At 63.3% G+C, this 25,722-nt stretch carries 24 protein-coding genes; 2 read left to right on the forward strand and 22 right to left on the reverse strand.

The window, feature by feature from the left end:
• Positions 1-6: 6 nt before the first annotated feature.
• The 14 genes from F455_RS0116870 to F455_RS0116935 all read right to left on the reverse strand — a co-directional run bounded on the left by F455_RS0116870 (position 7) and on the right by F455_RS0116935 (position 16,069).
• The gene (locus tag F455_RS0116870) at positions 7-1,479 is read right to left on the reverse strand and encodes an NAD-dependent succinate-semialdehyde dehydrogenase (RefSeq protein ID WP_018974494.1); all 1,473 of its coding nucleotides are present in this window, start codon (positions 1,477-1,479) and stop codon (positions 7-9) included.
• Positions 1,480-1,561: 82 nt separating this feature from the next.
• Positions 1,562-2,647 (reverse strand): tartrate dehydrogenase, encoded by a 1,086-nt coding sequence (locus F455_RS0116875; protein WP_018974495.1) that lies wholly within the window; start codon positions 2,645-2,647, stop codon positions 1,562-1,564.
• Positions 2,644-4,284 carry an ABC transporter ATP-binding protein gene (locus F455_RS0116880; RefSeq protein ID WP_018974496.1) on the reverse strand — a complete coding sequence of 547 codons (1,641 nt, stop codon included), beginning with the start codon at positions 4,282-4,284 and terminating at the stop codon, positions 2,644-2,646. Before F455_RS0116880 ends, F455_RS0116875 begins: the two co-directional genes overlap by 4 nt.
• On the reverse strand, positions 4,284-5,156 hold the full coding sequence (locus F455_RS0116885) for an ABC transporter permease (protein ID WP_026293483.1): 873 nt from the start codon (positions 5,154-5,156) through the stop codon (positions 4,284-4,286). Before F455_RS0116885 ends, F455_RS0116880 begins: the two co-directional genes overlap by 1 nt.
• Positions 5,153-6,109, reverse strand: a complete 957-nt coding sequence (locus F455_RS0116890; protein ID WP_018974498.1) for an ABC transporter permease — start codon at positions 6,107-6,109, stop codon at positions 5,153-5,155. Before F455_RS0116890 ends, F455_RS0116885 begins: the two co-directional genes overlap by 4 nt.
• Complete coding sequence (locus F455_RS0116895; RefSeq protein ID WP_018974499.1) at positions 6,106-7,722, reverse strand: ABC transporter substrate-binding protein; 1,617 nt, start codon at positions 7,720-7,722, stop codon at positions 6,106-6,108. Before F455_RS0116895 ends, F455_RS0116890 begins: the two co-directional genes overlap by 4 nt.
• Before the next feature lie 13 nt (positions 7,723-7,735).
• Positions 7,736-8,401, reverse strand: coding sequence for a haloacid dehalogenase type II (locus F455_RS0116900; protein WP_018974500.1), 666 nt, complete (start codon positions 8,399-8,401; stop codon positions 7,736-7,738).
• A gap of 127 nt (positions 8,402-8,528) precedes the next feature.
• A complete protein-coding gene (locus tag F455_RS0116905) occupies positions 8,529-9,281 on the reverse strand; it encodes a cupin domain-containing protein (RefSeq protein WP_051084232.1) in 753 nt (250 codons plus the stop codon).
• Between the two features lie 122 nt (positions 9,282-9,403).
• Positions 9,404-10,729, reverse strand: a complete 1,326-nt coding sequence (locus F455_RS0116910; protein ID WP_026293485.1) for an NAD(P)/FAD-dependent oxidoreductase — start codon at positions 10,727-10,729, stop codon at positions 9,404-9,406.
• A gap of 266 nt (positions 10,730-10,995) precedes the next feature.
• Positions 10,996-12,273: an NAD(P)/FAD-dependent oxidoreductase gene (locus F455_RS0116915; RefSeq protein ID WP_020684098.1), complete on the reverse strand. Its 1,278-nt coding sequence runs from the start codon at positions 12,271-12,273 to the stop codon at positions 10,996-10,998.
• Positions 12,274-12,334: 61 nt separating this feature from the next.
• Positions 12,335-13,240: a GNAT family N-acetyltransferase gene (locus F455_RS0116920; protein ID WP_018974504.1), complete on the reverse strand. Its 906-nt coding sequence runs from the start codon at positions 13,238-13,240 to the stop codon at positions 12,335-12,337.
• 3 nt (positions 13,241-13,243) lie between these two features.
• Positions 13,244-14,371, reverse strand: coding sequence for an acetyltransferase domain-containing protein (locus F455_RS0116925; protein WP_018974505.1), 1,128 nt, complete (start codon positions 14,369-14,371; stop codon positions 13,244-13,246).
• A 112-nt stretch (positions 14,372-14,483) separates the two neighbouring features.
• Positions 14,484-14,888: a RidA family protein gene (locus F455_RS0116930; protein ID WP_018974506.1), complete on the reverse strand. Its 405-nt coding sequence runs from the start codon at positions 14,886-14,888 to the stop codon at positions 14,484-14,486.
• Positions 14,888-16,069: a DSD1 family PLP-dependent enzyme gene (locus tag F455_RS0116935; protein ID WP_018974507.1), complete on the reverse strand. Its 1,182-nt coding sequence runs from the start codon at positions 16,067-16,069 to the stop codon at positions 14,888-14,890. The genes F455_RS0116930 and F455_RS0116935 overlap by 1 nt, the downstream gene beginning before the upstream one ends.
• 146 nt (positions 16,070-16,215) lie before the next feature.
• On the opposite strand from F455_RS0116935, the gene F455_RS0116940 reads away from it, so the two are divergent.
• On the forward strand, positions 16,216-17,151 hold the full coding sequence (locus tag F455_RS0116940; protein WP_018974508.1) for a LysR family transcriptional regulator: 936 nt from the start codon (positions 16,216-16,218) through the stop codon (positions 17,149-17,151).
• Between the two features lie 121 nt (positions 17,152-17,272).
• Here F455_RS0116940 and F455_RS0116945 read toward each other — a convergent pair whose 3' ends face one another.
• The 4 genes from F455_RS0116945 to F455_RS0116960 all read right to left on the reverse strand — a co-directional run bounded on the left by F455_RS0116945 (position 17,273) and on the right by F455_RS0116960 (position 22,723).
• Positions 17,273-18,730 (reverse strand): aldehyde dehydrogenase family protein, encoded by a 1,458-nt coding sequence (locus F455_RS0116945; protein ID WP_018974509.1) that lies wholly within the window; start codon positions 18,728-18,730, stop codon positions 17,273-17,275.
• Positions 18,731-18,746: 16 nt separating this feature from the next.
• Complete coding sequence (locus F455_RS0116950) at positions 18,747-19,961, reverse strand: acetyltransferase domain-containing protein (protein ID WP_018974510.1); 1,215 nt, start codon at positions 19,959-19,961, stop codon at positions 18,747-18,749.
• 96 nt (positions 19,962-20,057) lie between these two features.
• Positions 20,058-22,301 (reverse strand): TonB-dependent siderophore receptor, encoded by a 2,244-nt coding sequence (locus tag F455_RS0116955; RefSeq protein ID WP_018974511.1) that lies wholly within the window; start codon positions 22,299-22,301, stop codon positions 20,058-20,060.
• 221 nt (positions 22,302-22,522) lie between these two features.
• Complete coding sequence (locus F455_RS0116960) at positions 22,523-22,723, reverse strand: hypothetical protein (protein WP_157578993.1); 201 nt, start codon at positions 22,721-22,723, stop codon at positions 22,523-22,525.
• An 83-nt stretch (positions 22,724-22,806) separates the two neighbouring features.
• Here F455_RS0116960 and F455_RS0116965 point away from each other — a divergent pair, with 83 nt between their 5' ends.
• Positions 22,807-23,250, forward strand: coding sequence for a c-type cytochrome (locus F455_RS0116965; RefSeq protein WP_018974513.1), 444 nt, complete (start codon positions 22,807-22,809; stop codon positions 23,248-23,250).
• A 6-nt stretch (positions 23,251-23,256) separates the two neighbouring features.
• Here the strand turns inward: F455_RS0116965 and F455_RS0116970 are convergent, their stop codons facing one another.
• The 4 genes from F455_RS0116970 to F455_RS0116985 form a co-directional block, all read right to left on the reverse strand.
• Positions 23,257-23,922, reverse strand: a complete 666-nt coding sequence (locus tag F455_RS0116970) for a cytochrome b/b6 domain-containing protein (RefSeq protein WP_026293489.1) — start codon at positions 23,920-23,922, stop codon at positions 23,257-23,259.
• A 55-nt stretch (positions 23,923-23,977) separates the two neighbouring features.
• On the reverse strand, positions 23,978-24,586 hold the full coding sequence (locus F455_RS0116975; protein ID WP_018974515.1) for a hypothetical protein: 609 nt from the start codon (positions 24,584-24,586) through the stop codon (positions 23,978-23,980).
• Positions 24,583-25,248: a HupE/UreJ family protein gene (locus F455_RS21285; RefSeq protein WP_018974516.1), complete on the reverse strand. Its 666-nt coding sequence runs from the start codon at positions 25,246-25,248 to the stop codon at positions 24,583-24,585. Before F455_RS21285 ends, F455_RS0116975 begins: the two co-directional genes overlap by 4 nt.
• Positions 25,249-25,340: 92 nt before the next feature.
• Positions 25,341-25,709, reverse strand: coding sequence for a hypothetical protein (locus F455_RS0116985; RefSeq protein WP_018974517.1), 369 nt, complete (start codon positions 25,707-25,709; stop codon positions 25,341-25,343).
• Positions 25,710-25,722: the final 13 nt, after the last annotated feature.

Here is a 25,722-nt window from a genome sequence, read left to right on the forward strand (position 1 = left end):
GCAGGCTCAGTCCAGGCCGCCCTGGCACAGATATTTGATGTGCATGTATTCGTCGATGCCGTAACGCGAGCCTTCGCGGCCGTAGCCCGACGCCTTGATGCCGCCGAACGGGGCGGCCTCGGCGGCAACGGCGCCCTCGTTGATGCCGATCAGGCCCGACTCGAGCGCTGACGCGAGCCGCGCAATGCGGCGCACATCGCGCGTGTAGAAATACGCGGCCAGTCCGTATGGCGTGCCGTTGGCTTCGGCCACGACCGCGCCTTCGTCGTTGAAACGGGACACGGGCACGACCGGGCCGAACGTTTCTTCGCAGGAACAGTCCATCGTCGCGGTCACTCCGGTCAGCACGGTCGGTTGGAAATAGTTCGGTCCGAGAGCGGGCAATGGTTCACCGCCGCTAACGACCTGCGCGCCTTTGGACAACGCGTCGCGCACGTGGCGCTCGACCTTTTCCACCGCACGCGCATTGATCAGCGGCCCGATCTGCGAAACGGGATCGCTCGCCGGGCCGACCTTGAGCGCAGCCACGCGCTTGACCAGGCGCTGCACGAAGTCGTCGTGCACTGCGTCGTGGACGTAGACGCGGTTCGGACACACGCAGGTCTGTCCGCCATTGCGGAACTTCGACGCCATCAGTCCGTCCACGGCGGCGTCGAGATCGGCGTCCTCGAAAACGATGAACGGCGCGTTGCCGCCGAGCTCCAACGACAGCTTCTTCAGCGTATCGGCGCTGGCGCGCGCGAGATGCCGGCCGACCGGCGTGGAGCCGGTGAAGGTCAGCTTGCGCACGCGCGTATCGGCCAGCCAGACGTCGACGACTTCGGGCGCATGCGCGCGCGAAGCAGTGACGAGGTTGAGCACGCCAGCTGGCACGCCGGCTTCTTCGGCCAGCTTCGCCAATGCGAGCGCGGTCAGTGGCGTGTCCTCGGCCGGCTTGGCGACCACCGTGCAGCCGGCGGCCAGGGCCGGCGCGATCTTGCGCGCGATCATCGCCGCCGGAAAATTCCACGGCGAGATCGCGGCGATCACGCCGACCGGTTCCTTCACCGCGAACATCTGCCGTCCGCGCACCGGCGGCGGGATCACGTCGCCGTAGCTGCGTACCGCCTCGGCGGCGAACCATTCGACGTAGCTGGCGGCGTAGGCGATCTCGCCGATCGCCTCGGCGAGCGGCTTGCCCTGCTCGCGAGAGATCAGCTTGCCGAGATCTTCCTTGTGTTCGAGCAGCAGCGCATTCCAGCGCGCGAGGATGCGCGAGCGATCACGTGCGGGCACGGCGCGCCACGCGGGGAACGCCGCGTGGGCGGATTCGAGCGCAGCGCGTGCGTCGTCTGCGCCGCCATCCGGCACGCTCGCGAACGCCCGTGCGAGCGCGGGATCCTCGACGTCATAGCGCGCGCCACTGGCAGCCTCGCACCAACGACCGCCGATGAAATGCTTGGAGCGCAACAGATCGTCACGTTGCAAAGTCAGAGACATGGTGAATGCCTTAATTGTGAGTCAGTGAAGAATTTCGCTTTGTTCGTCATTCCCACAAAAAGCGGAAATGACACCCCGTTGCTCAGCCCGCCGCAACGAGCCGAGCGATGGCCTCGCCTACTTCGCTCGTGGTTGCATTGCCGCCCAGGTCGGCCGTGCGCGGGCCGTCGCGCAGCACCTGTTCGATCGCGGCGAGGATCGCATCATGCGCGGCGCGGCCTGCACCCTGCCCTTTGCCGAGGAAGTCGAGCATCAGCGCGCCCGACCAGACCATCGCGATCGGGTTGGCGATAGCCTTGCCGGCAATGTCCGGCGCGGACCCGTGCACGGGCTCGAACAGCGAGGGAAACGTACGATCGGGATTGAGATTGGCCGACGGAGCCAGACCGATCGTGCCGGTCGTCGCCGGGCCGAGATCAGAAAGAATGTCGCCGAACAGATTCGATGCGACGACGACATCAAAGCGACCCGGCTGCAGCACGAAGCGTGCGCACAGAATGTCGATGTGCTGCTTGTCCACCGCCACCTGCGGATAGCCGGCGCCGATCGCGTCGGCACGCCCGTCCCACCACGGCATGCTGATCGCGATACCGTTGCTCTTCGTCGCCACGGTGAGGTGTTTGCGCGGACGCGAATTGGCCAGCTCGAACGCATAACGCAGCACACGATCGGCGCCGAAGCGCGAATACACCGACTCCTGGATCACGATCTCGCGCTCGGTGCCGGCATACATGATGCCGCCGAGCGAGGTGTACTCGCCTTCGGTGTTCTCGCGCACCACGTAGTAGTCGATGTCGCCCGGCTTGCGCCCGGCGAGCGGGCACGGCACGCCCTCGAACAGGCGCACCGGCCGCAAGTTGATGTACTGATCGAATTCGCGGCGGAACTTGAGCAGCGAACCCCACAATGACACGTGGTCTGGCACTGTCGCCGGCCAGCCGACGGCGCCGAAATACAGCGCATCCATGCCTTGCAGTTGCGCCTTCCAGTCGTCGGGCATCATCTGCCCGTGCTGTGCGTAGTAGTCGCAGTGTGCCCAGTCGAAATGGACGAAATCCAAATCGATACCGAAGCGCCGTGCGGCGGCCTGGAGCACGCGCATCCCCTCGGGCATGACTTCCTTGCCGATGCCATCGCCAGGCAGGAAGGCAATGCGATATTTGCTCATGGTACGAAAACTCCTGTGGGCGCGGGCCTGGCGGCCAGCACTTCGTCAAGCCAGCCGGTGCGCAATTCGGGAACCGAGCGCGCCAGTTGTTCGTAATAGGGATGGTGAGGACCGCGTGCATAGTCTTCGCGTGCGATCTGCGCGAGCTTGCGCCCGTAGCGCATGACCACGATGGCGTCGCACACCGCACGCACGCTGTGCATGTCGTGGCTGATGAACAGATACGACGCCTTGACTTCGCGCCGCAACTCGCAAATCAGATCGAGAATGGCCGCGGCGACGACGGGGTCGAGCGCGGAAGTCACTTCGTCGCAGAGGATAAGGTCAGGCTGCGCGGCGAGCGCCCGCGCAAGGTTCACGCGTTGCTTCTGGCCGCCGGACAAGCCCACGCAGCTGCGCTCTGCGAGCGTCGCCGGCAGTTTGACCAAGTCGAGTAATTCGGCAACGCGACGCCGACGCGCGTTCGCGTCCATGTCGTGAAAAAAAGCGAGCGGTCGTTCGAGAATCTTCGCCACCGTATGCGCGGGATTGAGCGCGGTGTCGGCATGCTGGAACACGATCTGCACGCGACGCAGCGTCTCGCGGTCGCGCTGCGCCAGCGTCGCGGGCAATGGATGCCCGCCAAAGCGGATCGTGCCGGCAGCGGGCGCGATCAACCCGGCGATGCAGCGCGCCAGCGTCGATTTGCCGGAACCGGATTCGCCGATCACACCGATGGCCTGCCCCGCATACAACTGGATCTCGACGTCTTCGAGCACCGGGTGTTCGCACTTGCCGTCGCGCACGCGGCCATAGCCGGCCGACAGTGCGGTGACTTCGAGCAGCGGCATCGCAGAGGGTTGGGCGGACACGTCCGGCGCGCGCTCGCCGATGCGCGAGGCTGCGAGCAGGCTGCGCGTGTAGTCGTCTGCGGGCGAGGCAAGAATCTGCACCGTGCTGGCACATTCGCGCATGCGGCCATGGCGCAGCACGAGAATACTATCCGCCATCTGCGCGACGACGGCGAGATCGTGGCTGACGTAGATCGCGCTGACGCCACGCTCGCGCATGGCGCGGCGGAATGCGGCGAGCACTTCGACCTGAGTCGTCACATCGAGCGCCGTGGTCGGCTCGTCGAAGATGACGACGTCCGGATCGGCGATCAGGGCCATCGCCGCCATCAACCTCTGCAACTGGCCGCCGGAAACTTCGTGCGGATAACGCTGACCAATCGTCTCGGCATCCGGCAGCGCCAGTTCGCGGAACAACGCGATTGCTTTGCGTTCAGCCGCAGCGCGCTCGAGCACGCCGTGCAGCAGCGCGGGTTCGACCACCTGATCGAGAAGCCGCCGCGAGGGATTGAACGAAGCCGCCGCGCTCTGCGCGATATAGGCGATCTTACGGCCGCGCAGCGCACGCTTGCCCGATTCGGCCAGCGTCAATACATCGACCTCGCCCACCCGCACACGGCCGCTGGCAATACGGCAGCCGCGACGCGCGTAACCCATCAGCGCAAGCGCGATGGTGGTCTTGCCGGAACCGGATTCACCGATCAGTGCCAACACCTGCCCCGGCTCGACCGTGAAGCTGATGTCGTGCACGAGGCCGACGTCGCCCGCGACGATACGCAGGTTCTCCACTTCGATGCGCGCGCCCATCAGCGCACCGCCTTGCGCGCATCGCGCCCGGGCAACGCGTCGACGACAAGATTGACCGCCATCGTGAGCGTGGCGATCGCCAGCGCCGGTGCGACGACGGCGAGGCCGCCTTCCCACAATGCGCCGAGGTTTTCGCGCACCAGCGTGCCCCAATCCGCCGCGGGCGGCTGCACGCCGAGGCCGAGGAAGCTCAGGCTGGCGAGCAGCAGCACGACGTAGACGAAACGCAGGCCGAGGTCGACAAGCATCGGCGCCGCAATATTCGGTAGCACCTCATGCAGCATCAGATACCAGCGCGATTCGCCGCGCGTGCGCGCAACCACCACGTAGTCGAGGGCGGCAACATTCACGGCGAGCGCGCGCGCGATTCGGTACGCGCCGGGCACGTAAATGACGGCCGCGGTCGTCACCAGCAGCGGAACGGACGTGCCAAACGCGGCGACCATGATCAGCGCGAACAGCTTGCTCGGAATCGAAATCAGCGTATCCATGCCGCGGCTCAGCACGGTGTCGAGCCAGCCACCGCTGACCGCGGCGAGCAGCGCGAAACCGGTGCCGACGGCGCTGGCGCCCACCGCGGCGACCAACGCCACGACGACGGTGTAGCGTGCGCCGAGAAGCACACGTGCGAGCATGTCGCGACCGAGATAGTCGGCACCGAGCCAGTGCCCGATTTGCGCCGGCGCAAATACCGGTAATCCGCCGATGTCCTGTGCACCCGCCGATATCCACGACGGGGCCGCAAGTGCGACCAGCAGCCACGCCAGGATGACGAGCAGCCCGAGTGTGCCGGGCACGCCGAGGCCGAACACGCCCGAGCGGCGGCGTGCAGACGCAGCGGAAGCGGACCGGGCAGGAACCGATGCGTTCATCGGGCGTGGCGCAACCGCGGGTTGGCCAGGATGCCGATCACGTCGGCGATCAGCACGAGCAGCAGATAACCGGCACAGAAGATCATCGTGCAGGTCTGCACCAGCGGCATGTCGCGCTGGCTGACGCCGTCGACCATCAGCTTGGCGACGCCGGGATAGTGGAAGATCGTCTCGACGATGATCACGCCGCCGAGCAGGTACGACGTGCTCAGGGCAACGGCATTGGCGATCGGCCCGATCGCATTCGGCATGGCCTCACGCAGGACGAGGCGCAGCGGCGGCACGCCCTTCAGCCGCGCCATTTCGATGTACGGCGCATCGAGTTGGTCGGCAAGCGCCGCGCGCGTCATGCGCATCATCTGCGCAACGACCACGCAGCACAGCGTCAGCACCGGCATCACGAATACGCGCGCGGCGCCGGACAGCGAATCGATGTCGCTGGCATAGGACAGCGCCGGCAGCCAGCCGAGCTTGACCGAAAGCAGCAGCACGGCGAGCGTGGCGATGAGGAATTCCGGCACCGAGACGAGCACGACCGCGCCATTGTTGAGCAAGCGATCGAGCCAGCCGCCGCGGAACACTGCCGCGAGCGTGCCGAGCAGCAGTGCGAGCGGCACTGCGATCACCGCAGTTACCGCCGCGAGCAGCAGCGAGTTCGGCAAGCGGTTGCCGATCAACTCCATCACCGGCGCATCGCTGACCAGCGAACGACCCGGATTGCCGGTGACGAGTCCGCCAAGCCAGTGCAGGTAGCGCAACGGCAGCGGTTGATCGAGGCCCATCTGCGTGCGCAGCGCGGCCAGCGTTTCCGGCGTTGCGTCCTGGCCGAGCAGTTCCTGCGCGGCATCGCCGGGTAGGACCGCGGTGATCAGGAACACGACGACCGACACGAGCAACAGCGAGATCAGCGCGAGCCCGAGACGTTGCAGTATCAGACGCAGCAGCGGGCTCATGCGTCCCACCATACGTGTTCGGCGAACTCGTAGCCCATCAGCCCGCCGACCGGAATCGTCGACAAGCCCTTCAGACGCGCGTTGTGCGCGTCGAGCGAAGAAAGGAACAGCGGAATCGCCACGCCACCCTTTTCGTGGATCATCATCTGCATGTCGGCGTACATCGCCTTGCGCTTGGACTCGTCCACTTCGGAACGTGCGGCCACGAGCAACTGGTCGAACTGCGGATCCTTCCAGTGCGCGTCGTTGTTGACCGCACGGGACTCGAAGAACTCGGTCAATACCGCGTCGGCGTTGGGCCGTGGATTGACATTGCCCCAGCCCACCGCGCTCTTGCCCCAGTAGTGGGACCAATAGCCGTCCGGCGGCATGCGTTGCAATTGCAGATTCATGCCGATGCGATTCGCGCTTTGCTGCAGCGCCAGCGTCATCTCGACGCTGAGATTCGCCACGGGCGAGGCGACGACGGGAATCGGCGTATTGCCCAGGTCGCTGCGCTCGAAGTGATAGCGCGCCTTGTCGAGATCGAGTTCGCGCTGCGGCAGGCCGGCGAAGTAGAAACGGTTGGACGGATGGATCGGCTGATCGTTGGCGACGATGGCATTGCCGAGCGCGACCGACTCGGCGATGCGCGCGCGATCGAACAGCAGCTTGATCGCGATGACGAAATCCGCGTTGCTGCCGGGCGCCATGTCCTGACGCATCGCGAGATCGCTGTACTGGCCCGACGACTGGCGGAACACGGCGAATCCCGGCGCGCCTTCCACGCGCCGCACCGAGCGCGGATCGAGCGCGGCGACGAGATCGAGGTCGCCCGACAGCAGCGCGTTGACGCGCGCGCCTTCGTCGCCTAGGCCGGCAAGTTCGACCTCGTCCACGTACGGGCGACCTTCGCGCCAGTAATCGCGGTTGCGTACCACGATCGAGCGCAGGCCGCGCTTGAATTCCTTGAGCTTGAACGGGCCGGTGCCGATTCCAGAGTTGAAGTCGCGCGTGCCGGCGGGAACGATGGCGAATGGGAACGTCGCCAGCGTCGCCGGCAGGTCGGCGTTGGACTGGTGCAGCAGGACTTCGACTTCGCCGGGCGCGGACGCGCGCACGCTGTCGATCTGGTCGGCGAGCACTTTTGCGCGCGAAATCGTTGCCGGATCCTTATGCCGCATCAGCGAGAACACGACGTCCTCCGCGCGCAGCGCGCGACCGTCGTGAAAATGCACGCCGCCGCGCAGCTTGAACGTCCAGCGCTTCGCATCGTCGCTGTCGAAACGCTCGGCCAGCGCGGGCTGCGGAGCGAGACTGGCATCGAAGCTCGTCAGGCAGTTGTAGAGCATGCGCGAACGCGCATAGTCGGTCTGATTCGAGAGGCGTGCAGGATCGAGCGTATCGGCGATCGACGAGGCAGCGCTGGCTACGCGCACACGGCCGCCGTAGCGCGGCTGTGCCGCCGCGACGCCTTGCGCAAGCGCGGCGATGCGATGCGACGCGGCCAGCGCCATGCCGGCACCGGCCAGCATCTTCAACACATCGCGACGCGAAGCGCCGCGCGCGAGCGCATCGAGGACACGACCACTGTCGGCCGTTCCGAGAAGATCGCGCAGGCGTGGATCGCTCATGCGCCGGCGCCGTTTACAGGCCGACGAGCGCGGCCAAACCGCCGGCGTCGGCGATCTCGGTGTAGCCGTATTCGGGATTGCCGGGGCCATGGCCGCGGTTGATCCAGGCCTTGTCGCGAATGCCGATGTCGAACGCAGTCATCAAGTCGTAGCGCAGGCTCGAGGACACGTGCAGCATGTCTTCCGGATTGCAGCCGAGCGCATCGATCATATACTCGAACGGGCGCATGCGCGGCTTGTACGCCTGCGCCTGCTCGGCGGTGTAGACGCGATGGAACGGCACGCCGAGCAACTTCACGTTTTTCAGAATGTCTTTATCGTCGGCGTTGGACAAGATCACGAGCGGAATCTTGTCGGCGATCTTGGCCAGACCCGCTACGACATCCGGATGCGGCCCCCAGGTCGGCACCGCGTCGCAGATGCGCTGCGCTTCGGCGTCGATGTACTGAAATTTCCATTTGCGCGTGAGCCGGCGCAGCGAGTTTTTCAACACGTCGCCGAGCGGCTGCCACGCACCGAGCACTTCGTCGAGACGATAGGCGGTGAAGTCGACGAGGAATCGCGGCATGTCCTCCGCCTTGACGCGGTCGGCGAAGATCTCGCGCGCCATATCGTTCGGCTTGTAGTTGATCAGCGTGCCGTAGCAGTCGAAGGAGATGTACTTGGGCCTGAAGGTCATCGCAGCGCACCTGTCGCGAGTTGGAATCGGAATTTCTGAGATTGAAGCATGCGCCCAGTCGCGCGTCATCGCGTTGTCGAGGCCGGCCTCGTCGAAAACTGCGGTTTGGCCCCCTGCGCTCAGCAGATCAAGCTGGCCGGTAGATCGCGTAGACCTTCTTTACGTATTCCCGGCTCTCCCAACTGCACTGCGCCCCCTGCTCGACGAGGAAGATGTCGCCCTTCTTGAACGTGCCTTCGCGGCCTGCGCCATCCACGAACGTCACGCTGCCAGCCAACAGGTACATCAGTTCGAAATGACGGTAAGGCATGGCCAGGCGATGATAGGGAGTCGAATCCCAGGTTCCGCAGACGAATTCGCCATCGGGCGAACGGTAGTCGCTGTAGTTGCGGCAGCTCGGCGTCGGCCCCACCAGCAACTCGGCTAGCGGTGCGCCGGACGGCGTGAGCTGTGGGCTTCCCTCGACTGGGATCATGGCCGCCTTGTCGTCCGGGCCGCCGCTGCGACGCAGGAAGATAAGAGTGACCGCCTCATCGGCCGACCAGGCAATGCTCGCGCCACGGGTCAGCACGACACTGGCGTCAGGCTCCAGCGCTAGCGCACGCCCATCCGCTTCCAGCGTCACCCTGCCCTTGTGCACGATCAGGAATTCATCCGCCGGCATCGAGGCGACCTTACCCCAACCTGGCGGCAGCTGCAGCACCCCGACTGTCACCGGTCCTTCCGTCGTGGGAAGCAGGCTGCGGCAGACGAGAAAAGGATCTTCGCCTCCTGCCAGGGCAACCGGCACTGTCGCTGCTTCGCTGTCCGCAAACGCACGAAGATCGACGAAGGATCGCACCACGGGCGCCGCTTTCGGAACAGGTTGAGGACTGCTCATTGCTTGGATTCTCCTCTATGAAATCGGATTCGATCATCAAGATGGTTTTCGACCGAACTCGCCGCTCGTCATTCCTGCCTAGAGCATGCGCGAATGACCAGCGAGAGCACGGCGACGCAATATCAAAACTCCGACACCTTGCCCCATTGCGATTTGTCGAAGCGGGACAGGCGGTATTGCGAGGTTTCGGCGATGGGCTTGCGCCCCAGCACCAAATCGGCGACGAGGTGCCCGGCACCGGGACCAATGCCGAAGCCGTGTCCGGAAAAACCCGCCGCCAGAAGCAGCCCTTTCACGCCGATATCACCGTCGATCACCGGAATGCCGTCCGGAGTGGAATCGATATAGCCGGCCCATTCCGCCTGCACCGGTACGTTTTGCAATTCCGGCAGCAAGGCGCGTGCACGTTTCAAGATCAAGTCGAGCGTATTGCGCGAGGGTCGCGGATCGAGGATGCGCATGGCTTCCATCGGTGTCGGACGATCCATCGCCCAGCGTTGGCGCGTTTCGAAACCGGCTTGCCATGCCTGCAATCCACCCGGGGAAAGTAGCCGCCAGCGTTTGGCGAACATCGGCAGGAAATGTTTCGCGGCGCCAATCATGCCCGGAGTGGGATCGACTTTGCCGAAACCGGAAATGGCCAAGGTATGCGCGCCGTCACTGCGACGCGTCACGGAGACGGCCGATGTGTGCAGTGCCGCGGGCAGCCCTTTTGCACCGGGTGCGACGGACAATATCGAACTGCGTATCGCCGCCTGTGGAAACGCGATGCCGAGCTGACGCAGGAAACTCGCTGCCCATGCCCCGCCCGACAGGACGACCTGCCGCGTGCGGATGACGCCGCGCTCGGTGATCACGCCACAAACCGAGCCCGCTTGTCGTTCGATGCCGCGCGCGGCGCAGTTCTGCACGATCATGCCGCCGTGCTTGAGCACGCCCCGTGCGATCGTCGGAGCGGCGCTCGACGGGTCCGCGGTCCCGTCGGTCGGTGACCACACGCCGCCCCTCCATGGTTTGCCCGTTGCCGCACCGCGTTCAGTGGCCTCCGCCGCGCTCAGCATGTACGTGACGACGCCTTCGCCGCGGGCGAACTTTCCCCAGGCCGCCCAGGTTTCGATCTCCTTCTCGTCGTTGGACAGGTAGAGAAGACCGCAACGCGAGAATCCGGGATTTTCACCGATGTCCGCGGCCATCTCCTCCCATAGCGCAAGGCTTCTGGTAGAAAGCGGCAATTCGCGCGCGTCGCGGTTCTGCTGGCGGCACCAGCCCCAGTTGCGGCTCGATTGTTCCGCGCCGACGCGGCCTTTTTCGAGCAGGACGACGCGCTGGCCCGCGCGAGCCAGCCAATAGGCCGTACTCGTTCCGACGATGCCGGCACCGATCACCACGGTATCGGCACTGGCCGGCAGCGCATCGGCGGTAACGACGGTCATCAACGGGGGAGACATCGATTTTCCTGTTCTCAACAATCTTGGTTCGCGCATGTTTGGCCGAGCGCGGCGTGGCTATGGATATCGCGTCGCACAGGGAGTTGCAGTTGCTCTTTCAACCCGAGCCGTGCCGGTGAAACTAAGGGGAAAATGGCGGCATAGGGTTCTGCATCCGCGCTGCAAATGATGTTGCGCAATTGCGAAGCGGATGACCACGACAGTAAATGCCGCCGCATGCCTCCCTACCGCTGATCTGCCCGAAGTCGGCCACACGCCTCTCCGCGTCAATGCAGCATGTCCTGCAGTTTGTAATAGGCGCCCACGAGCGGAAGAAACCAGGTCGGGCCGAAATGACCTGGAATGGCCGGCCAGTCGAAGTCCTTCCAGGGGTTCAGAGAGATGTTGCCGTCCATCACTTCGGCCATGACCTTGCCCATATAGGTCGACATCTGGGTGCCGTGCCCGCTGTACCCCATCGAGTAGAACAGGCCGTCGTGCTCGCCGGCGCGCGGCAGGCGATCGGCAGTCATGTCGACCATGCCGCCCCAGCAATAGTCGATGCGCACGTTCGTAAGCGAGGGGAAAACTTGCAACATCGAGCGTTGCAGAATCTTGCCGCTCTTGATGTCCGATCGGGCGCCGGACTTGGCAAAGCGGGCACGGCCGCCGAACAGCAGGCGGTTGTCGGGCGTGACGCGGAAGTAGCTGACGAAGTTCATCGTGTCGGCTGCGTTGCGGCGGCGAGGCAGAAGCCGATCGAGCAGGTCGATCGGCAGCGGCTCGGTGACGATGAGGAATGCCCCCACCGGCACGATGCGGCGCCGGTAGTACGAGAGCGGACCCACGGCCGAAGTGCCGGTGGCCAGCAATACCTGGCGCGCGCGGACAACGCCCTGCGGCGTCGACAGCTCGTGCGCATGGCCGTTCAGCCGTTTCAACCCTGTGACCGGCGCCGATTCGTGAATCTTCACCCCGCGCCGCGTGGCAGCGGTGGCAAGGCCATGGACGAACTTGCCCATGTGCATGGCCGCGCTTTTTTTGAAGATCATGCCGCCGAAATAACGATCCGAGCCGAGTTCGGAAGCCAGTTCCTGTCGTGAAACCATGTAGGTTTCGGGGTCGGCGCCGCGCGCGAGCATTTCCTGCGAACGCGCCAGCTTGTCGTAGTGGGCGGGTTTGGCGGCGAGCTTGAGCTTGCCCACGCGATGGAAATCGCAATCGATTCCTTCTTCGCGAATGATGGTTTCGACCGTATCGACTGCCGTGTCGAAGCTCTGATAAAGCCTTTTCGCCACAGTCTCGCCAAACCGGTTCGCCATGCCGAAGTAATCCTGGGCGAAACCGTTGTTGCACATGCCGCCGTTGCGGCCCGACGCGCAGCCGCCCACCATTCCCGCTTCCAACAGCATGACGCTCGCACCTTTTTTGGCCAGGGCGATCGAGGCGGACAAGCCAGTGAAACCGCCGCCGACAACGGCGACGCCGACTTCGCCTTCGACGGGGCCTTTCGCGCCGTCGCTGAAGCGCGGCGCCGTATCCAACCAATAGGGAGTCAGTTTCATGAGGTTGTTTTTTCGAATCGGATGAAGGTTGCCGAATGCGTCGTCGCGGAATGTTTCATCGCTAGCCGAGAGATTGGCTGGCCAGCGCAAACATGCGCGCTGCGGTTGAAGGATCGGGTCTATGCCCGCGGATCATCGTCGTGACGCTTCCGACCTCGGCAAGGCCGACAGCCGCCAACCACGAAGACAAACCGCTATCGCCCGGCGTATCGACGCGCAGGAATTCTCCGGCCTTGCGTCGCATGAAGTGAAGTATCAGGGCTTTCGCATCGTCGACGCTTTTTGCTGCGACGGGTCCGATCGTGTACCCGAGACCGAAGCGGCGGCAGACGGCAAAGCCCTGGATGTTCCCGTTGCGCTCGATTACCGCGGTTGCACCCACCCTGGTGAGTTCCGTGAGCAGCGACCGGCGAACGACAGCGGAAGTGCACCGATCGAGTTCGAGTATCGCGCGCAGGTCGAACGGAGCCGCCGGCCTGATGTCGCCGACCTCGCTCATCGAAACGGCCGTATCCGCCGACGTCGTTGCCTGATGCTGGTGAACGGTTCCGACACTTTCGAACCCGAGCGCCTCGTAAAGACGGAGCCCTTCCCGTGTGGAATTCAGCAGGATGGTTCGCTCGCCCATGTCGCGCAGCAGATTCGTCGTCAATGCGCGTCCCAATCCACGGCGCTGCATCGAAGAGGAGACGATGATCATGCCGCAGGTCGCGAACGCGTCGCCATACGGCCACCACAGGGCCGATGCGACGAGGCGCCCTGCGCATTCCGCGACGATTCCGTGCCCCAGATCCAGCGCAAAGCGCCAGTCCTCGCTTCGATAAGGCCAGCCCATTTCGGCTGACAGTGCGGTGGCGCGGTCGGCATCGGCATCGCTCATCGCACGCAGCGAAATGGGCCGAATGGCTGCGATGTCGTCACCCTCCCCGACAATGTTTCCCTGGAAATCGGCGCGCTTCATTTCCATGCCTCAGAAATACTTCAGCCAGCCAATGTCGCGACGGCGCTTCTTCAGCCGCGAGAACCAGACCGTCGGAATGTAGAGCGGTACGATCAGTGCGACATACCAGACCAGCACCCAGGCATAGCTGTCGACTCCGAAGGTCGGCCCGTGATTTGGGCCCCAGATTGCCAGCGCGCTGTGATAAAGGATCCGCAGCAGACTCAGGTGGAAAAGGTAGAAGAACATCGGCGCGCCGCCAAAGACCGCCAAAGCAGCAGCGAGGCCCGACCCCTGGATCCGATCGAACAAGACGAGCAACAGCGCACCAAGGCCCAATGTCGGCAGCAGGAACAACAGCGACGGAGGATATTTGGTCATCGAGATGAAACTGTAGAAGCTACGCAGCGCATCGCCATCGACCACGAACCAGGGCTTGTCGCCGTAGATGTTGAGCGCGCGCAGCACAACGAAAGCGATCAGCATGCCGCAACCCAGCACGAGCAGACGACGCTGCCGCGTCTTGGGTGCCACGGAAGGCAGAAACCAGGGACCGATGCCATAGCCGAGCAAGATGACGCCGATCCAGGCCAGGATCGGATAGGTCGTCTTCACCGTCACGCCGAACGGCAACGTGAATGAGCCACGCTGGTGTATTTCCGCCCATAGCGGAAACAGGGGATCGCCCGTCTGAAGCTGGATCGGATCGAGCAGGTTGTGGCCGCAGACGATTACCAAACCGATCGCGACAAGCATGTAATGCGGCAACCGGATGAGTCCTGCCAGCACGATCATGCACACGCCGATGCACCAGATGACCTGGAGCCACAGAGTCAGCGGCGCAAAACCCCAGTAAAGCGGCGACAGGAAAAGGACCTCGATCGCCATCAGCAGCAGGCCGCGTTTCAGCAGATACGATGTAGCTTCCCGAAGCGTATGGTTGCTGCGGAACAGAAATACGCCGAGCCCGGTCAGCGCCACGAAGATCGGGGCGCAAAGGCTCACTGCGAATCGCGCAAGGATCAGCGCAGGCATGGCCGTTCGCGCATCGACAGGATCGGAGACCCCGACATAGACAAACCATGTCTCCCGAACATGATCGAGCAGCATGAGGACCATTACGAATCCGCGCAGCGCATCGATCGCGGTCAATCTCATTCGCGTCTTCGCTTGGTCCGTGGAGGAAGACAGAGTTTTCGCAGGTGCCTGCTGTCGATATGCAACGCTTGCCATGATTGCTCCCTCACGTGGAGCGGAGTTGCAGTAAAGGTCAGTCGGAATTGCTTGCCGCGATGGCGTCGATTTCGATCAGGCAGCCGTAGTGGAGTTCGGGGACTGGAACCACGGAACGGGCCGGCCGCGCGTCGCCCAGCGCCGCGGTGTAAATCGCGTTGAACTTCGGCCAGTTTTCGATGCCGACGATATAGGCCGTCACTTTCAGCAGCCGCTGCGGATCGCTGTTCGCCGCACGCAAGATGGCGAACAGGCTGTCCAGCGCCATCTTCGCTTGCTCTTCAAAGTTGGCGTCGATCTTGTGCGTTCCGTCTGGACTCAGCGGAAGCTGCCCGGACACATAAATCAAGCCGCCGTGCCGGATCGCCTGCGAATAGTGACCCTTAGGAGTGGGCGCACCCTTCGTCGAAATGCTCTCGATGACTGCCCCATCCGCGTCCATCACCAACCTCCGAAACGATGCCATTCTGCTTCGACGATGTCGGATGCACCGCGAACCACGTGATAGCTCCCATGCTGCGCGCCCGTGGCGCAGGCATGGTTGGGCAGGATGCGCACGCGATCGCCGATCGCGAGATCCGGCAACTTGTCATTCGAACCAGGGCGAAGCGCGATGATGCCGTGCTCCTGGTTGGCGTCGGCGACGATCAGGTCCGCATACGGATTTCCGGCCATGTCGCACACGACGCCATAGCCGTGATTCACGTCCTGCTTCGAGGTTCCGCGGTCCTGCGACATTGCCATCCAGCCGGCATCGACGAGGATCCAACCCTTGTCGCGCTGGTGCCCGATCACGGTAGCCAGTACCGACAGAGCAATATCTTCGATGCGGCACACACCGACGCCGGCCATGAACAGGTCGAAGAATACGAAGACGCCGGCACGCACTTCGGTCACACCCGTGAGGTCGACCGCGTTGTGCGCGGTCGGCGTGGAACCGACGCTGACGACGGGACAGGCAAACCCCGCTTCACGCAGAACGGCGGCGGCTTCGACCACGCTGCGCCGTTCGACTTCCGCGCATTGCCTGAGCGCATCGCTGCCGCGCGCGGCATAGCTCGCGCCGGCATGGGTCATCACGCCGCGCAGCTCCGCGCCGTCCGCGAGGCGGCGGCCGATGTCGATCAGGCGGTCCCTGTCGGTGGGAGCGGCGCCGGAACGATGGCCGTCGCAGTCGATTTCGATCAGCGCCGGAATGCGCACTCCTGCGTTGCGCGATGCGTCCGCTACCGCCTGCGCCTGCTCCGCCGTATCGAGGATCACGGCGATGTCCACGCCCTGTGCACGCAGCTCGAGAACGCGCGCCAGCTTCGCAGGCGCAATGCCGACGGCATAGAGAATATCGCGCACGCCCGCTTCCGCGAACCGGGATGCTTCCTGCAACGTCGAGACGGTCGCGGGTCCGGCAGGCGAGGCCATGACGCGCCGCGCCACCTCGACGCACTTGGTCGTTTTCAGATGCGGGCGCAATGAAACGCCGAGGTGATCGAGCCGCGTCCGCAATCGCGCGATGTTGCGCTGCATGCGCTCGGCATCAAGGATCAGGCAAGGCGTGGCCAGTTCGCCTAGCTTCGACGCACCCGTTGCCGATGCGCGCTGTTCGATGAAAGGTTCTTTGTCCACTCACCGTATCTCCGTAGCCGTACCGCCTGGGTTTCTCCCGTACCGGTAGCGGGAATCGCACTCGATCAGGATTGGCTTGCATCTTGAGCGATAGTTATGAAGACTACAATTAATCTGAGATGCATATTTTCTTAAGGTATACATTAATGATTACGTCGGAAGATCTGTTGTTCTTCAACGTGGTGGCCAACTCGATGTCGCTTGCGGAAAGCGCACGCAAACTTGACGTCACACCACCGGCCGTGACCCAACGCTTGCGCGCGTTGGAGAAACGCGTGGGCATGCGCCTCGTCGATCGTTCCGGCCGCGGGCTGAGCCTCACCGACGAGGGCGCGCTGGTCGCAGCGCACGGCATGGCAGTGGTCGATGCGATCGAAACTCTCTCCGATACGCTGGCGAGCCGCAGGAACGCCGTCAGCGGTCACCTGCGTATCGTCGCTCCACACGGTTTCGGTCGTCTGCACGTAGCACCCGTGGTGGATGCCTTCGCCAAGGCGCATCCCGGCGTCACGGTCACGCTGGATCTGTCCGACAACCCAGCTGCGGGAATGCTCGAGAGCAGCGACGTCACCGTCCACATCGGGCCGCTTGGTCCGCTGGACCAGATCGTGACCACGCTCGCTCCCAACCGTCGGATTCTCTGCGCCAGTCCCGAGTATCTGGCCGGGGTTTCCCCTCTCCGTTCACCTGCCGATCTGATGCGGCATCGCTGCCTCGTCGTGCGCGAGAACGCGGAAGACGTGACGCTTTGGCGGTTCCGCCACGCGTCCCGGGGTCAGACCACTGTACGCATCCATCCCACGATGTCGAGCAACGACGGCGCCGTCGTGCGCGAATGGGTCATCGCCGGCCAGGGCATCGCGATCCGATCGGAATGGGACGTCGCCGGTGATCTAGCGCGTGGCCGGCTGAAACAAGTGCTGCCGAGCTGGGAGCCGCCTGCCGCCGCCGTGGTGGCGATGCTGGGGACGCGCCACGGAAGAAGCGCACGGACCACGGCATTCCTGACCAGCCTGCGACAGTCACTCACTCCCCCACCGTGGCGGCAGAGAGATTTCGCAGAGCCATCGAGGAAACGCTGAAAACTCTTTATCAACGCGCTTGCGGCGACGGGCGAAGCATGAACAGCGACGCAGCCCGAACGACGCGCGCGCAGTCAAGCCAAGGGGAAATTGTTTTGCTTCGCCTCAAAGGATTGAAGGGCTAGCCGAAACCAAGAATTGCTTTGGTCTCGAGAAACTCGCCGAGTCCGTGCTCGCCGTATTCGCGTCCGTTGCCGGAGCGCTTGTAGCCGCCGAACGGCGCCTGCGGGTCCCACGCGGGGTGGTTGAGATGGACCTGTCCGCTGCGGATGCGCAACGCGACGGCACGCGCTTGTTCGATATCCGCGCCCTGCACGTGTCCGCCGAGGCCATAGAGCGTGTCGTTCGCGATCTCGACCGCCTCGTCCACGCTGTCGTAGGGCAGGATGCACAGCACAGGGCCGAAAATTTCTTCCTGCGCGATGCGCATGGACGTGGTCACTTCAGAGAAGATCGTCGGCCGCGCATAGAAACCACGAGTCAGACCGGCAGGCCGCCCCTGGCCACCGCACAAAAGCTTCGCGCCTTCGCCGATGCCGACTTCGATCATCATCTGCACGCGCTCATACTGTGCGCGATTGGCGAGCGGCCCAAGTATCGTTTTCTCTTCACGTGGATCGCCGACGACAATCGCGCGCGCTGTTGCTGCCGCGATCCGTTCTATTTCATCCAAATGCGCTCTCGGCACGAGCATGCGCGTCGGCGCGCTGCACGACTGGCCGACGTTGCGGAATGCGGTCATCACGCCGAGCGGAACGACGCGGGCGAAGTCGGCATCGGGCAACAGCACGTTGGGCGACTTGCCGCCGAGTTCCTGGGTCACGCGTTTGACCGTCGGCGCCGCCGCCTGCGCGACGAGCACGCCGGCGCGGTTCGAGCCGGTGATCGAAATCATATCGACACCCGGATGTGTCGCCATCGCTTCGCCGACCTCGGGGCCGGTGCCGTTGACCAGGTTGAACACCCCGGCCGGCAAGCCGGCATCGTGCAGCACCTCGGCGAAGAGCAACGCGCTGAGCGGCGACAGCTCGCTCGGCTTGAGCACGATCGTGCAACCCGCGGCGAGCGCCGGCGCGACCTTGGCGGTGATCTGGTAGAGCGGCCAGTTCCACGGCGTGATCAGCGCGCAAACGCCGATCGGTTCGCGCACGATGGCCGTCGTGCCCTTCTTCGTCAGGAACGGATAGTCCGCAAGCAGATCGCGCGCGACGCGCACGTGTTCGACGGCGAGCGGCACCTGCGCGCTGCGCGCGTAGCTTATCGCCGCTCCCATCTCGCGCGAGATCGCCTGCGCGAAAATTTCCGCGCGTTCCAGTATGAGCGTGCGGATGCGATCGAGGAAAGCAGCACGCTGCTCGACGGGCAGTGCCGAGAAAGCCGGAAACGCGGCGCGTGCCGCGGCGACCGCGCGATCGACATCGCTCGCGCTGCCTGCGGCGATTTCACCGATCATCGTCTCGCTCGCCGGATCGATGATCGACAGCATGGCACCGTCCACGGAAATCCATTCGCCGTTGATGTAGGCGCTGCGCCGGATCTGTGGATCCGCGAGAAGCTGGTCGAGCCGGTCTGGCGTCATGGTATGCGAGGCGAGATTAGAAATACTTCACCCAGCCGATCGTCGTACGGCGCTTGAAATCGCCGAACCACTTTGTCGGGGCGTACAGAACGAACCACAAGGCGATCGTGACCACCCATACCGCCCAGAACTGGTCGGGGCCGACGCCGAAGCGTTGCACACCGGTCGGGCCGGTTTGATTTGCGCCGAAGATCGCGAGCAGAAGTTTGTAGCCGAAGATCAGCACCGCGAGATGAACGAGGTAGTAGAACATCGGCGCGCCACCGAACGTCGACAGCACGCGCGTGAATGTGTTGTTCGCCGTATCCAACGTCGCAAGTACGAAGAAGCCGCCGCCGAGCGTCATCAGCAGGAAGTCGAGCGAGGGCGGATATTTGGTGTAGTTGAGAAAATCCATCAGCGTCTGGATCGGCGTCGCCTGTTGCGTCCACGACGCGTTCTCGCCGTAGATGTTGAAGCCGCGCAGGATCAGCAGCGCGAGCCAGCAACCGATGCCGAACATCACGAGCAGCTTGCGCCGACGCGCGCCGTCGAAATCGCGCGCGAATATCGGCCCGCTGTACCAGCCGAGCAGGATCACGCCGACCCACGGCAGCGCCGGATAGGTCACGCGCACTTGCGGCATCGTGTCGAACAACACACCACGATGCAGGAACATTGTCCACAGTGCGTACAGCGGATGCTCGCGCGGCAGGTCGATGCCGGCGAGCGCGTTGTGTCCGCAGACGATGACGAGGCCGGCCACGAGCAGCCATTTGCGCGGCAGGCTCGATGTGAACGCCAGCACGACCATCGAAAAGCCGATCGCCCACAGCACCTGCAGCCAGATCACTTTGGGCAGTTCACCCACCCAAAGAAAACTCATCAGGGTGATTTCGAGGAAGATCAGCAGCGCGCCGCGCTTGAGCAGGAAGTCGCGCGCCGAGCGTGGCGCCGAATCCGGCGGGTTGGCATAGAGCCAGGCGCCCAAGCCGGTCAGGAACACAAAAATCGGCGCGCAGAAATGCGCGGCCAGGCGCGTGAAGAACAAGCTCGGCGGGGTGTCGGCGATGTTCATCGGGTCGGTGACCTGATGATGCAGGTACAGCGTCTCGCGCACGTGGTCCATCATCATGATGCACATGACCAGGCCGCGCAGCGCGTCGATGGAATAAATGCGCTTGCTGTGCGCCGCGGCGGCGGAGGCGGAGGCGGAGCCGATACCGGAAAGAGATTGGACGCTGCTCGACATGTGAGACCCTGCGCGAACGGTAAATCTTAGGATGCAAAAAACCGGCGGCCCCTACAAAACGCTAGCGCGGCCGCCGGGTCCCATCCATGCGGCACGTCAAAGCGAAAGGCGCGCCGTCAGTGTGACCTTGCGCTCGGTGCCCGGGAACACCCAGTACTGGCTGTAGGAACTGACGTAGTAAGTCTTGTTGAACAGATTTTGCACGTCGAACGAGAAGCTGAGTTTCTTGTTAAACTGCCAGGAGCCGAGCAGCGAGGCGACCGTGTAGGACGGCAGCGTGAATAGATCGCTCTGCACGAACGGCGCGACTTCGCCCTCGCGGCTGCCGGTGTATTGGAAGCCGCCGCCGAATGTCGCGGTGCGGCCGGCGAGTTGGAATTCCTTGATCAGCAGCAGACTGGCAGCGTTCTTCGGCACGTCGGCCGTTTGCTTGCCGATCAGGCTGACGCCGGTCAGCGCGGAGTTGTCCTTCGTCACCTTGGCATCGGTATACGCATAGGACGCGGAAACGCGCAGGCCGGGGACGATCTGTCCGTTGATGTCCAGTTCCACGCCCTTGCTCTCGACCTCGCCGGCGGCGCGGTTGTAGTTGCTCGGATCGAGCGGATCGGGAGTGAGCACGTTGTTCTTCTTCAGCTTGTACAACGCCAGTGTCGTGGTCAGGCGATTGTCGAAGCTGTCGAGCTTGGCGCCGATCTCGTAGGACTTGCCTTTCTCCGGAGAGAATGCATGTTGGACGCCGCTGGCGTCCGGACGACTGGCGCCGCTGTTCGGGCGGAAGCTGGTCGCCGTCGTCGCGTAGAGGGCCAGTTCGGGAATCGGTTCGTAAACCAGGCCGACGCGCGGACTGGTCGCGCCCAGCGTCTGGCCGATCTGATTGCTGGAGAGGTAATTATTTACCGTCTGCTCGTAGTGATCGCGGCGAACGCCTACGAGCGCCTTCCATTTCTCGCCCAGATCGATTTGATCCTGCGCGTAATACGACCACGAGTCCTGAGTCTCGAAGGTATTGATCGACGTAGATCCCTTTGGCTTGGGTGCGCCATAGACCGGGTCGAGCAGATTGATGCCGTAGATGCCGCCGGCCGGATTGGCGGCGGTTTGGAAGCGCCAATTATTGAATTTGTAGCCATCGACGCCGAACAACAGATTGTGCGTCAGGCTGCCCGTCATCACCTTGCCGAGAACTTCGAAACGGCCGCTGCGATCCAGCGCGTGATAGCTGCGATCGATCAAACGCCGTCGCAGCGTCTGGCCGTCGCTGAGCAACGCCGAGTACGGCCGAACCTCGGTGCCGGCTCCCTCCATCGAACTCTCGCGATAGGTCACGCCGGACTGCACCGACCAGTTCTCGTTGAAGTAGTGGGTGAAGAAAACCTGATGCCCCACCGATTTGGTCTCGGTGTTGCCGTCGTTGGGCTCGCCGTAGAAATTGCTGGTAGGCACCACGTTGAGTTTGCCGTTGACTGCAACCACGCCGCGGTCGAACGGCTGCCTCTGGTTCACGATCTCGGCTTCATACGAGAGCGTCGTGTCGGGATTGATCATCCACAGGAACGACGGCGTGATCAGCGTGCGCTGGAAATGGATCTGGTCGCGGAAGCTGTCGCCTTCCGAATAGGCCGCGTTGAGGCGATAAGCGACGGTCTGTGTGATCGGGCCGGTCAGGTCGATCGCGCTGCGCATCGAATTGAAGCTGCCACCGGAAAGTTCGGCGCTGAAAGCCGGCAGGAACAACGGCTTCTTGGTCGTGATGTTGACGATGCCGCCGGGCTCGCCGCGGCCGTACAGCGCTGACGACGGGCCTTTGAGGATTTCGACCGACTGCGTGTCGGCGTTGTCGCGCAGGCCGTTGTAACCGCGGCTCGCGTTGAAGCCGTTGACCATGAAGTCCGAGCCGAAGTTCGGATCGCCGGTGAAGCCGCGCATCGCATAACTGTCCCACATGCCGCCGAAATTACTCTGCCGCGACGTGCTGCTGGACAGATCGAGCGCGGTGGCGAGACTGGTCGATCCGGCATCCTTCAAAAGGTCGGCGCCGATGATCTGAATGTTCTGGGGGGTGTCGTGGATCAGCGCTTCCGTCTTGGTCGCGCCGGTCACGCTGAGGTTGCGATAGGGGCGCTTCTGGTCGCGCACCTCGACGGTTCCCATCTCCTGCGTCTTGTCCTTGTCGGCGGAAGACTTGGCAGCATCCGGCTGATTCGCGTCGGTATTGGTGGCGGCACTGGCCGTCGCATCGACGGCTGCGGATTCGGCCGCATCCGCGGCGAAAGCGAGCTGGATGGAGCAAGCCAGGCAGGTGGGAATCAGCAGACGAGAAACGGAGCGACGGAGCATAGACGGTTCCTGCAACGATTGGGTTGGCATCGGGAAGGGCTTGCAACGCACGATTACATGACTGCCGGAATCTATCGAGTTGCTCCGGATGTCTTGTGCGAGACATATTGCCGTCATCGGAACGACATTAGCCGCCGTTCCATGCTTCCCCGCCAGTTCATTTCTGCTGTGATTTGCGCGGCGCCGGTAGATCACGCTGTCGCCTATTGACGTCGAGTTTGTCAGCCGGCGGCTTTCTGTGTGAGGCGCGCAGTTGTCAAACCGGGTGAATCTCTACGGTCTTCAGTTGAAGTTCTGCGCAGCGTGCCCTTGCGCGCCGCCGAGCACTCCAGCGAAGCAGGCGTTTCGTCGGAACCGCCCTCGAAAAACAGAATGATGTGCGGAAAATAAAGGCCGATGTGCAGGTTGATTTTCTTCTTCACGGCAGCGCTGCCGCCGCCGCTACCGGGGTTATCGCTGTTGATAAACTCGCACCACGATTTCGCCAACCGCAATTGAAGCCCCCATGCTCAAATCCCGCCTGCTTCTCGCCGCTTCCGCCCTCACTCTTTCTGTCGCCGCCTTTGGCCACGGCAAGAAAGACGCTGTCGATTATCGTCAAAGCCTGATGACCATGATCGGCTGGGACTTCGGCCATCTCAGCGACATGGTCAAGGAAAAGAAACCATTCGACGCAACGGAATTCTCAATGCGGGCCAACCGTGTCGCCGCCATGAGCGACCAGCTCGGCGAAGGCTTCCCGAAGGACTCGATGCGCCAGGAAAGCTACGCCAAAGCAGAGATCTGGACGGACTGGGACGACTTCCAGTCCAAAGCCAAGGATTTCACCGCGCAGGCCAAGCTGCTCGCTGACATCGCCAAGGTGAACGACGCGGCAAAGAACAAAGAGCAGTTCAAGAAGGTCGCGGCGACCTGCAAGGCCTGCCACGACAAATACACCCGGGATTGATCGCGCCTAATCGCCGAACCGACTCAACACGGCGACGACAGCCGCCACGAGCGCGAACCAGATCAGCGCACGCCAGCTGCTGACGAAACGCAACGGCGCGGACGCGTCGCTCTGTTTGCGCCCCGTGATCATCGCGCCGATCAAGTTGTCGCGTTTGAGCAGCCAGTGCAGCAGCACTGCGACGACATGCAATGCGATCAGCGCGAGCAGCACGGTCTCGCCGAGATGATGCAGCTTCGTCGCGAACCTGACCGTCGCCGCTGACACCGAACCAACGAACGGCCCTTCCTCGTCGATGTCGTCCGTCGTGAACAGGCCGCTGAGCGCCTGCACGAGCACGCACACGAGCATCGCGATTACCGACCAGCCGCCGAGCGGATTGTGGCCGAGCTGCGTCTGCGGCTTCTTTGCCATCGCCGCGACGTAACGCGCAACGGCTGCCGGGCCGCGCACGAACTCGGCGAAGCGGCTGGTCTGCGAACCGGCGAAGCCCCAGACGATGCGGAATGCGATCAGCGCAATCGTCGCCCAGCCGAAGCGGGCGTGCCATTGCATCGAAAGAAAGCCGAACTCGGCCGTCGCGAATTGCAGTGCAATCAGCGCGACGAGTGTCCAGTGGAACAGGCGCGTCGGCAAATCCCACACGCGTGTCGAAGAGGATTGGTCCTGCATGTCGTTGTCCTCGCCGGTCAATATACGGCGACAGTTCCGAATTGACTCTGTTGCGCTAGTGCTTCGGCTCGAACAGATCTTCGTAAAAGCCCCAGGTTTTTACTTTCACGGTCAGCGGTACTTCCCCTTGGTTGCGAAAATACCAGCCGTGAGTGCCTTCGAACGGTGCGGTCAGCGCGCCGCGGTCCTCGCTCAAGCCCTTCTCTTTCCAATACTGGGTGAAGTCGCCGCTAGTGTCGCCTTTCTTCTCGCCGTGCATGTCGGCCTTGACCGGCGCGCTGGCCGTCCAGGTGTAAATGAAGTGATCGCCCGTCTTCATGTGCGCTTTGATTTCCAAGCCCTCGTGCGGCGCAATCGTGATCTCCTTTTCGTCGCTGCGGAACGGTGTGGTCTTGACGATGGATTCCTTGGTCTGCGCCGGTACCGCGTAGGCCGCGACTTCCGACGACGACGTCGCCTTGGGCGTGTCGTCGACAGTGTCCTCGCCTCGCGCCATCTGAGTCAGCCCGATGCGCTTGCCGAGTCCGGTGAGATCGATGCCCCGCTCCGCCGGCAGGACGAACAACACGAGAATGACGATCGCGACGGCGAAGGCCATCGCCGATACCTTGACGAGGACGGGCGCCGACACCTGATACGGCGTAACCGATGCAATGCTGCTCATGTGGATGTGACCTGTAACAAACCCGACAATTGATAGCCGATAAGAATGAAGCCCGCGCACATCAGTGCGCCGTTGGCGAAGACCGCGCTGCGGCCGAACGATGTCGTCTGCCGCCAGAACGTCATCGCGATGAGGATCATCGACAGCGCCAGGAACTGGCCGATTTCGACGCCGACATTGAAGCTGATCAGATTGCCCAGGAGCCCTTCGCGCGAGAAAGCCAGTTCCTGGATCTTGGTCGCCAGACCGAAGCCATGGAAAAACCCGAAGATGAGGACAGCCGCCTGCGGATTGGGCTCGAATCCGAGCAGGCGTTGGAAACCACCCAGATTGTCGAAGCCCTTGTAGACGACCGACAGACCGATGATTGCGTCGACGATGTACGGACTGGCGTGGAGGTTGAGCAGCACGCCGAGCAGCAGCGTGACCGAGTGGCCCACGGCGAACAGGGTCACGTAGCGCACCACATCCTTCAGCCGGTAGAGGAAGAAGATCACCCCGAACAAGAACAGCAGATGATCGTATCCGGTCACCATGTGTTTGGCGCCCAGATACGCATACGGCAGCGCATGCACTCCCGATACCGACTGGATGTAGAGCTTGTCCTTGTCGGATACGCCGTGAGCGAACGCCTCCGGCGCTGCCAGGGCGAGCGCGGCCATTACAACGACCGTGCCGAGAATCCAGGCCGCGCGCGACCAATCCCGCCTCGACGGCGGACACCGGGTGCTCATACGTATCTCCGGAAAGCTGCTTACTTCAGCGTGTAGGTCGTGAACGTCTTGCTGCCGTTCTTGTACTTCACCACGACGCCGACACTCGCTCCCTTCGACAACGTCGTCTGCGCGACGAAGCCGTTGTTCGCCCCCGCGCTCATCGGCACATCGGTCTCTTTCCCGCCAACGGTGATCACGAGATTCGCGGTCGCGTCCGCAGGCGCGACGGCATCGTCGTCCTCGCTGACGTACAACTCGACGGAAGCTGGCTTCACGACGAGTTCGAAAACCGTCTCGCCCGACATCTGCACGATGCCGCCGTGCTGCGGTTTCATGTTGCCGTGGGCGAAGCTCGCCGCGGGAACCAGGGCAAGCATCGCGATCAGGGCCAGAGCGAATTTACGCATGGGAATATCTCCG

Origin of the sequence: Rudaea cellulosilytica DSM 22992 (assembly GCF_000378125.1) — a bacterium.
Taxonomy (GTDB): domain Bacteria; phylum Pseudomonadota; class Gammaproteobacteria; order Xanthomonadales; family Rhodanobacteraceae; genus Rudaea; species Rudaea cellulosilytica.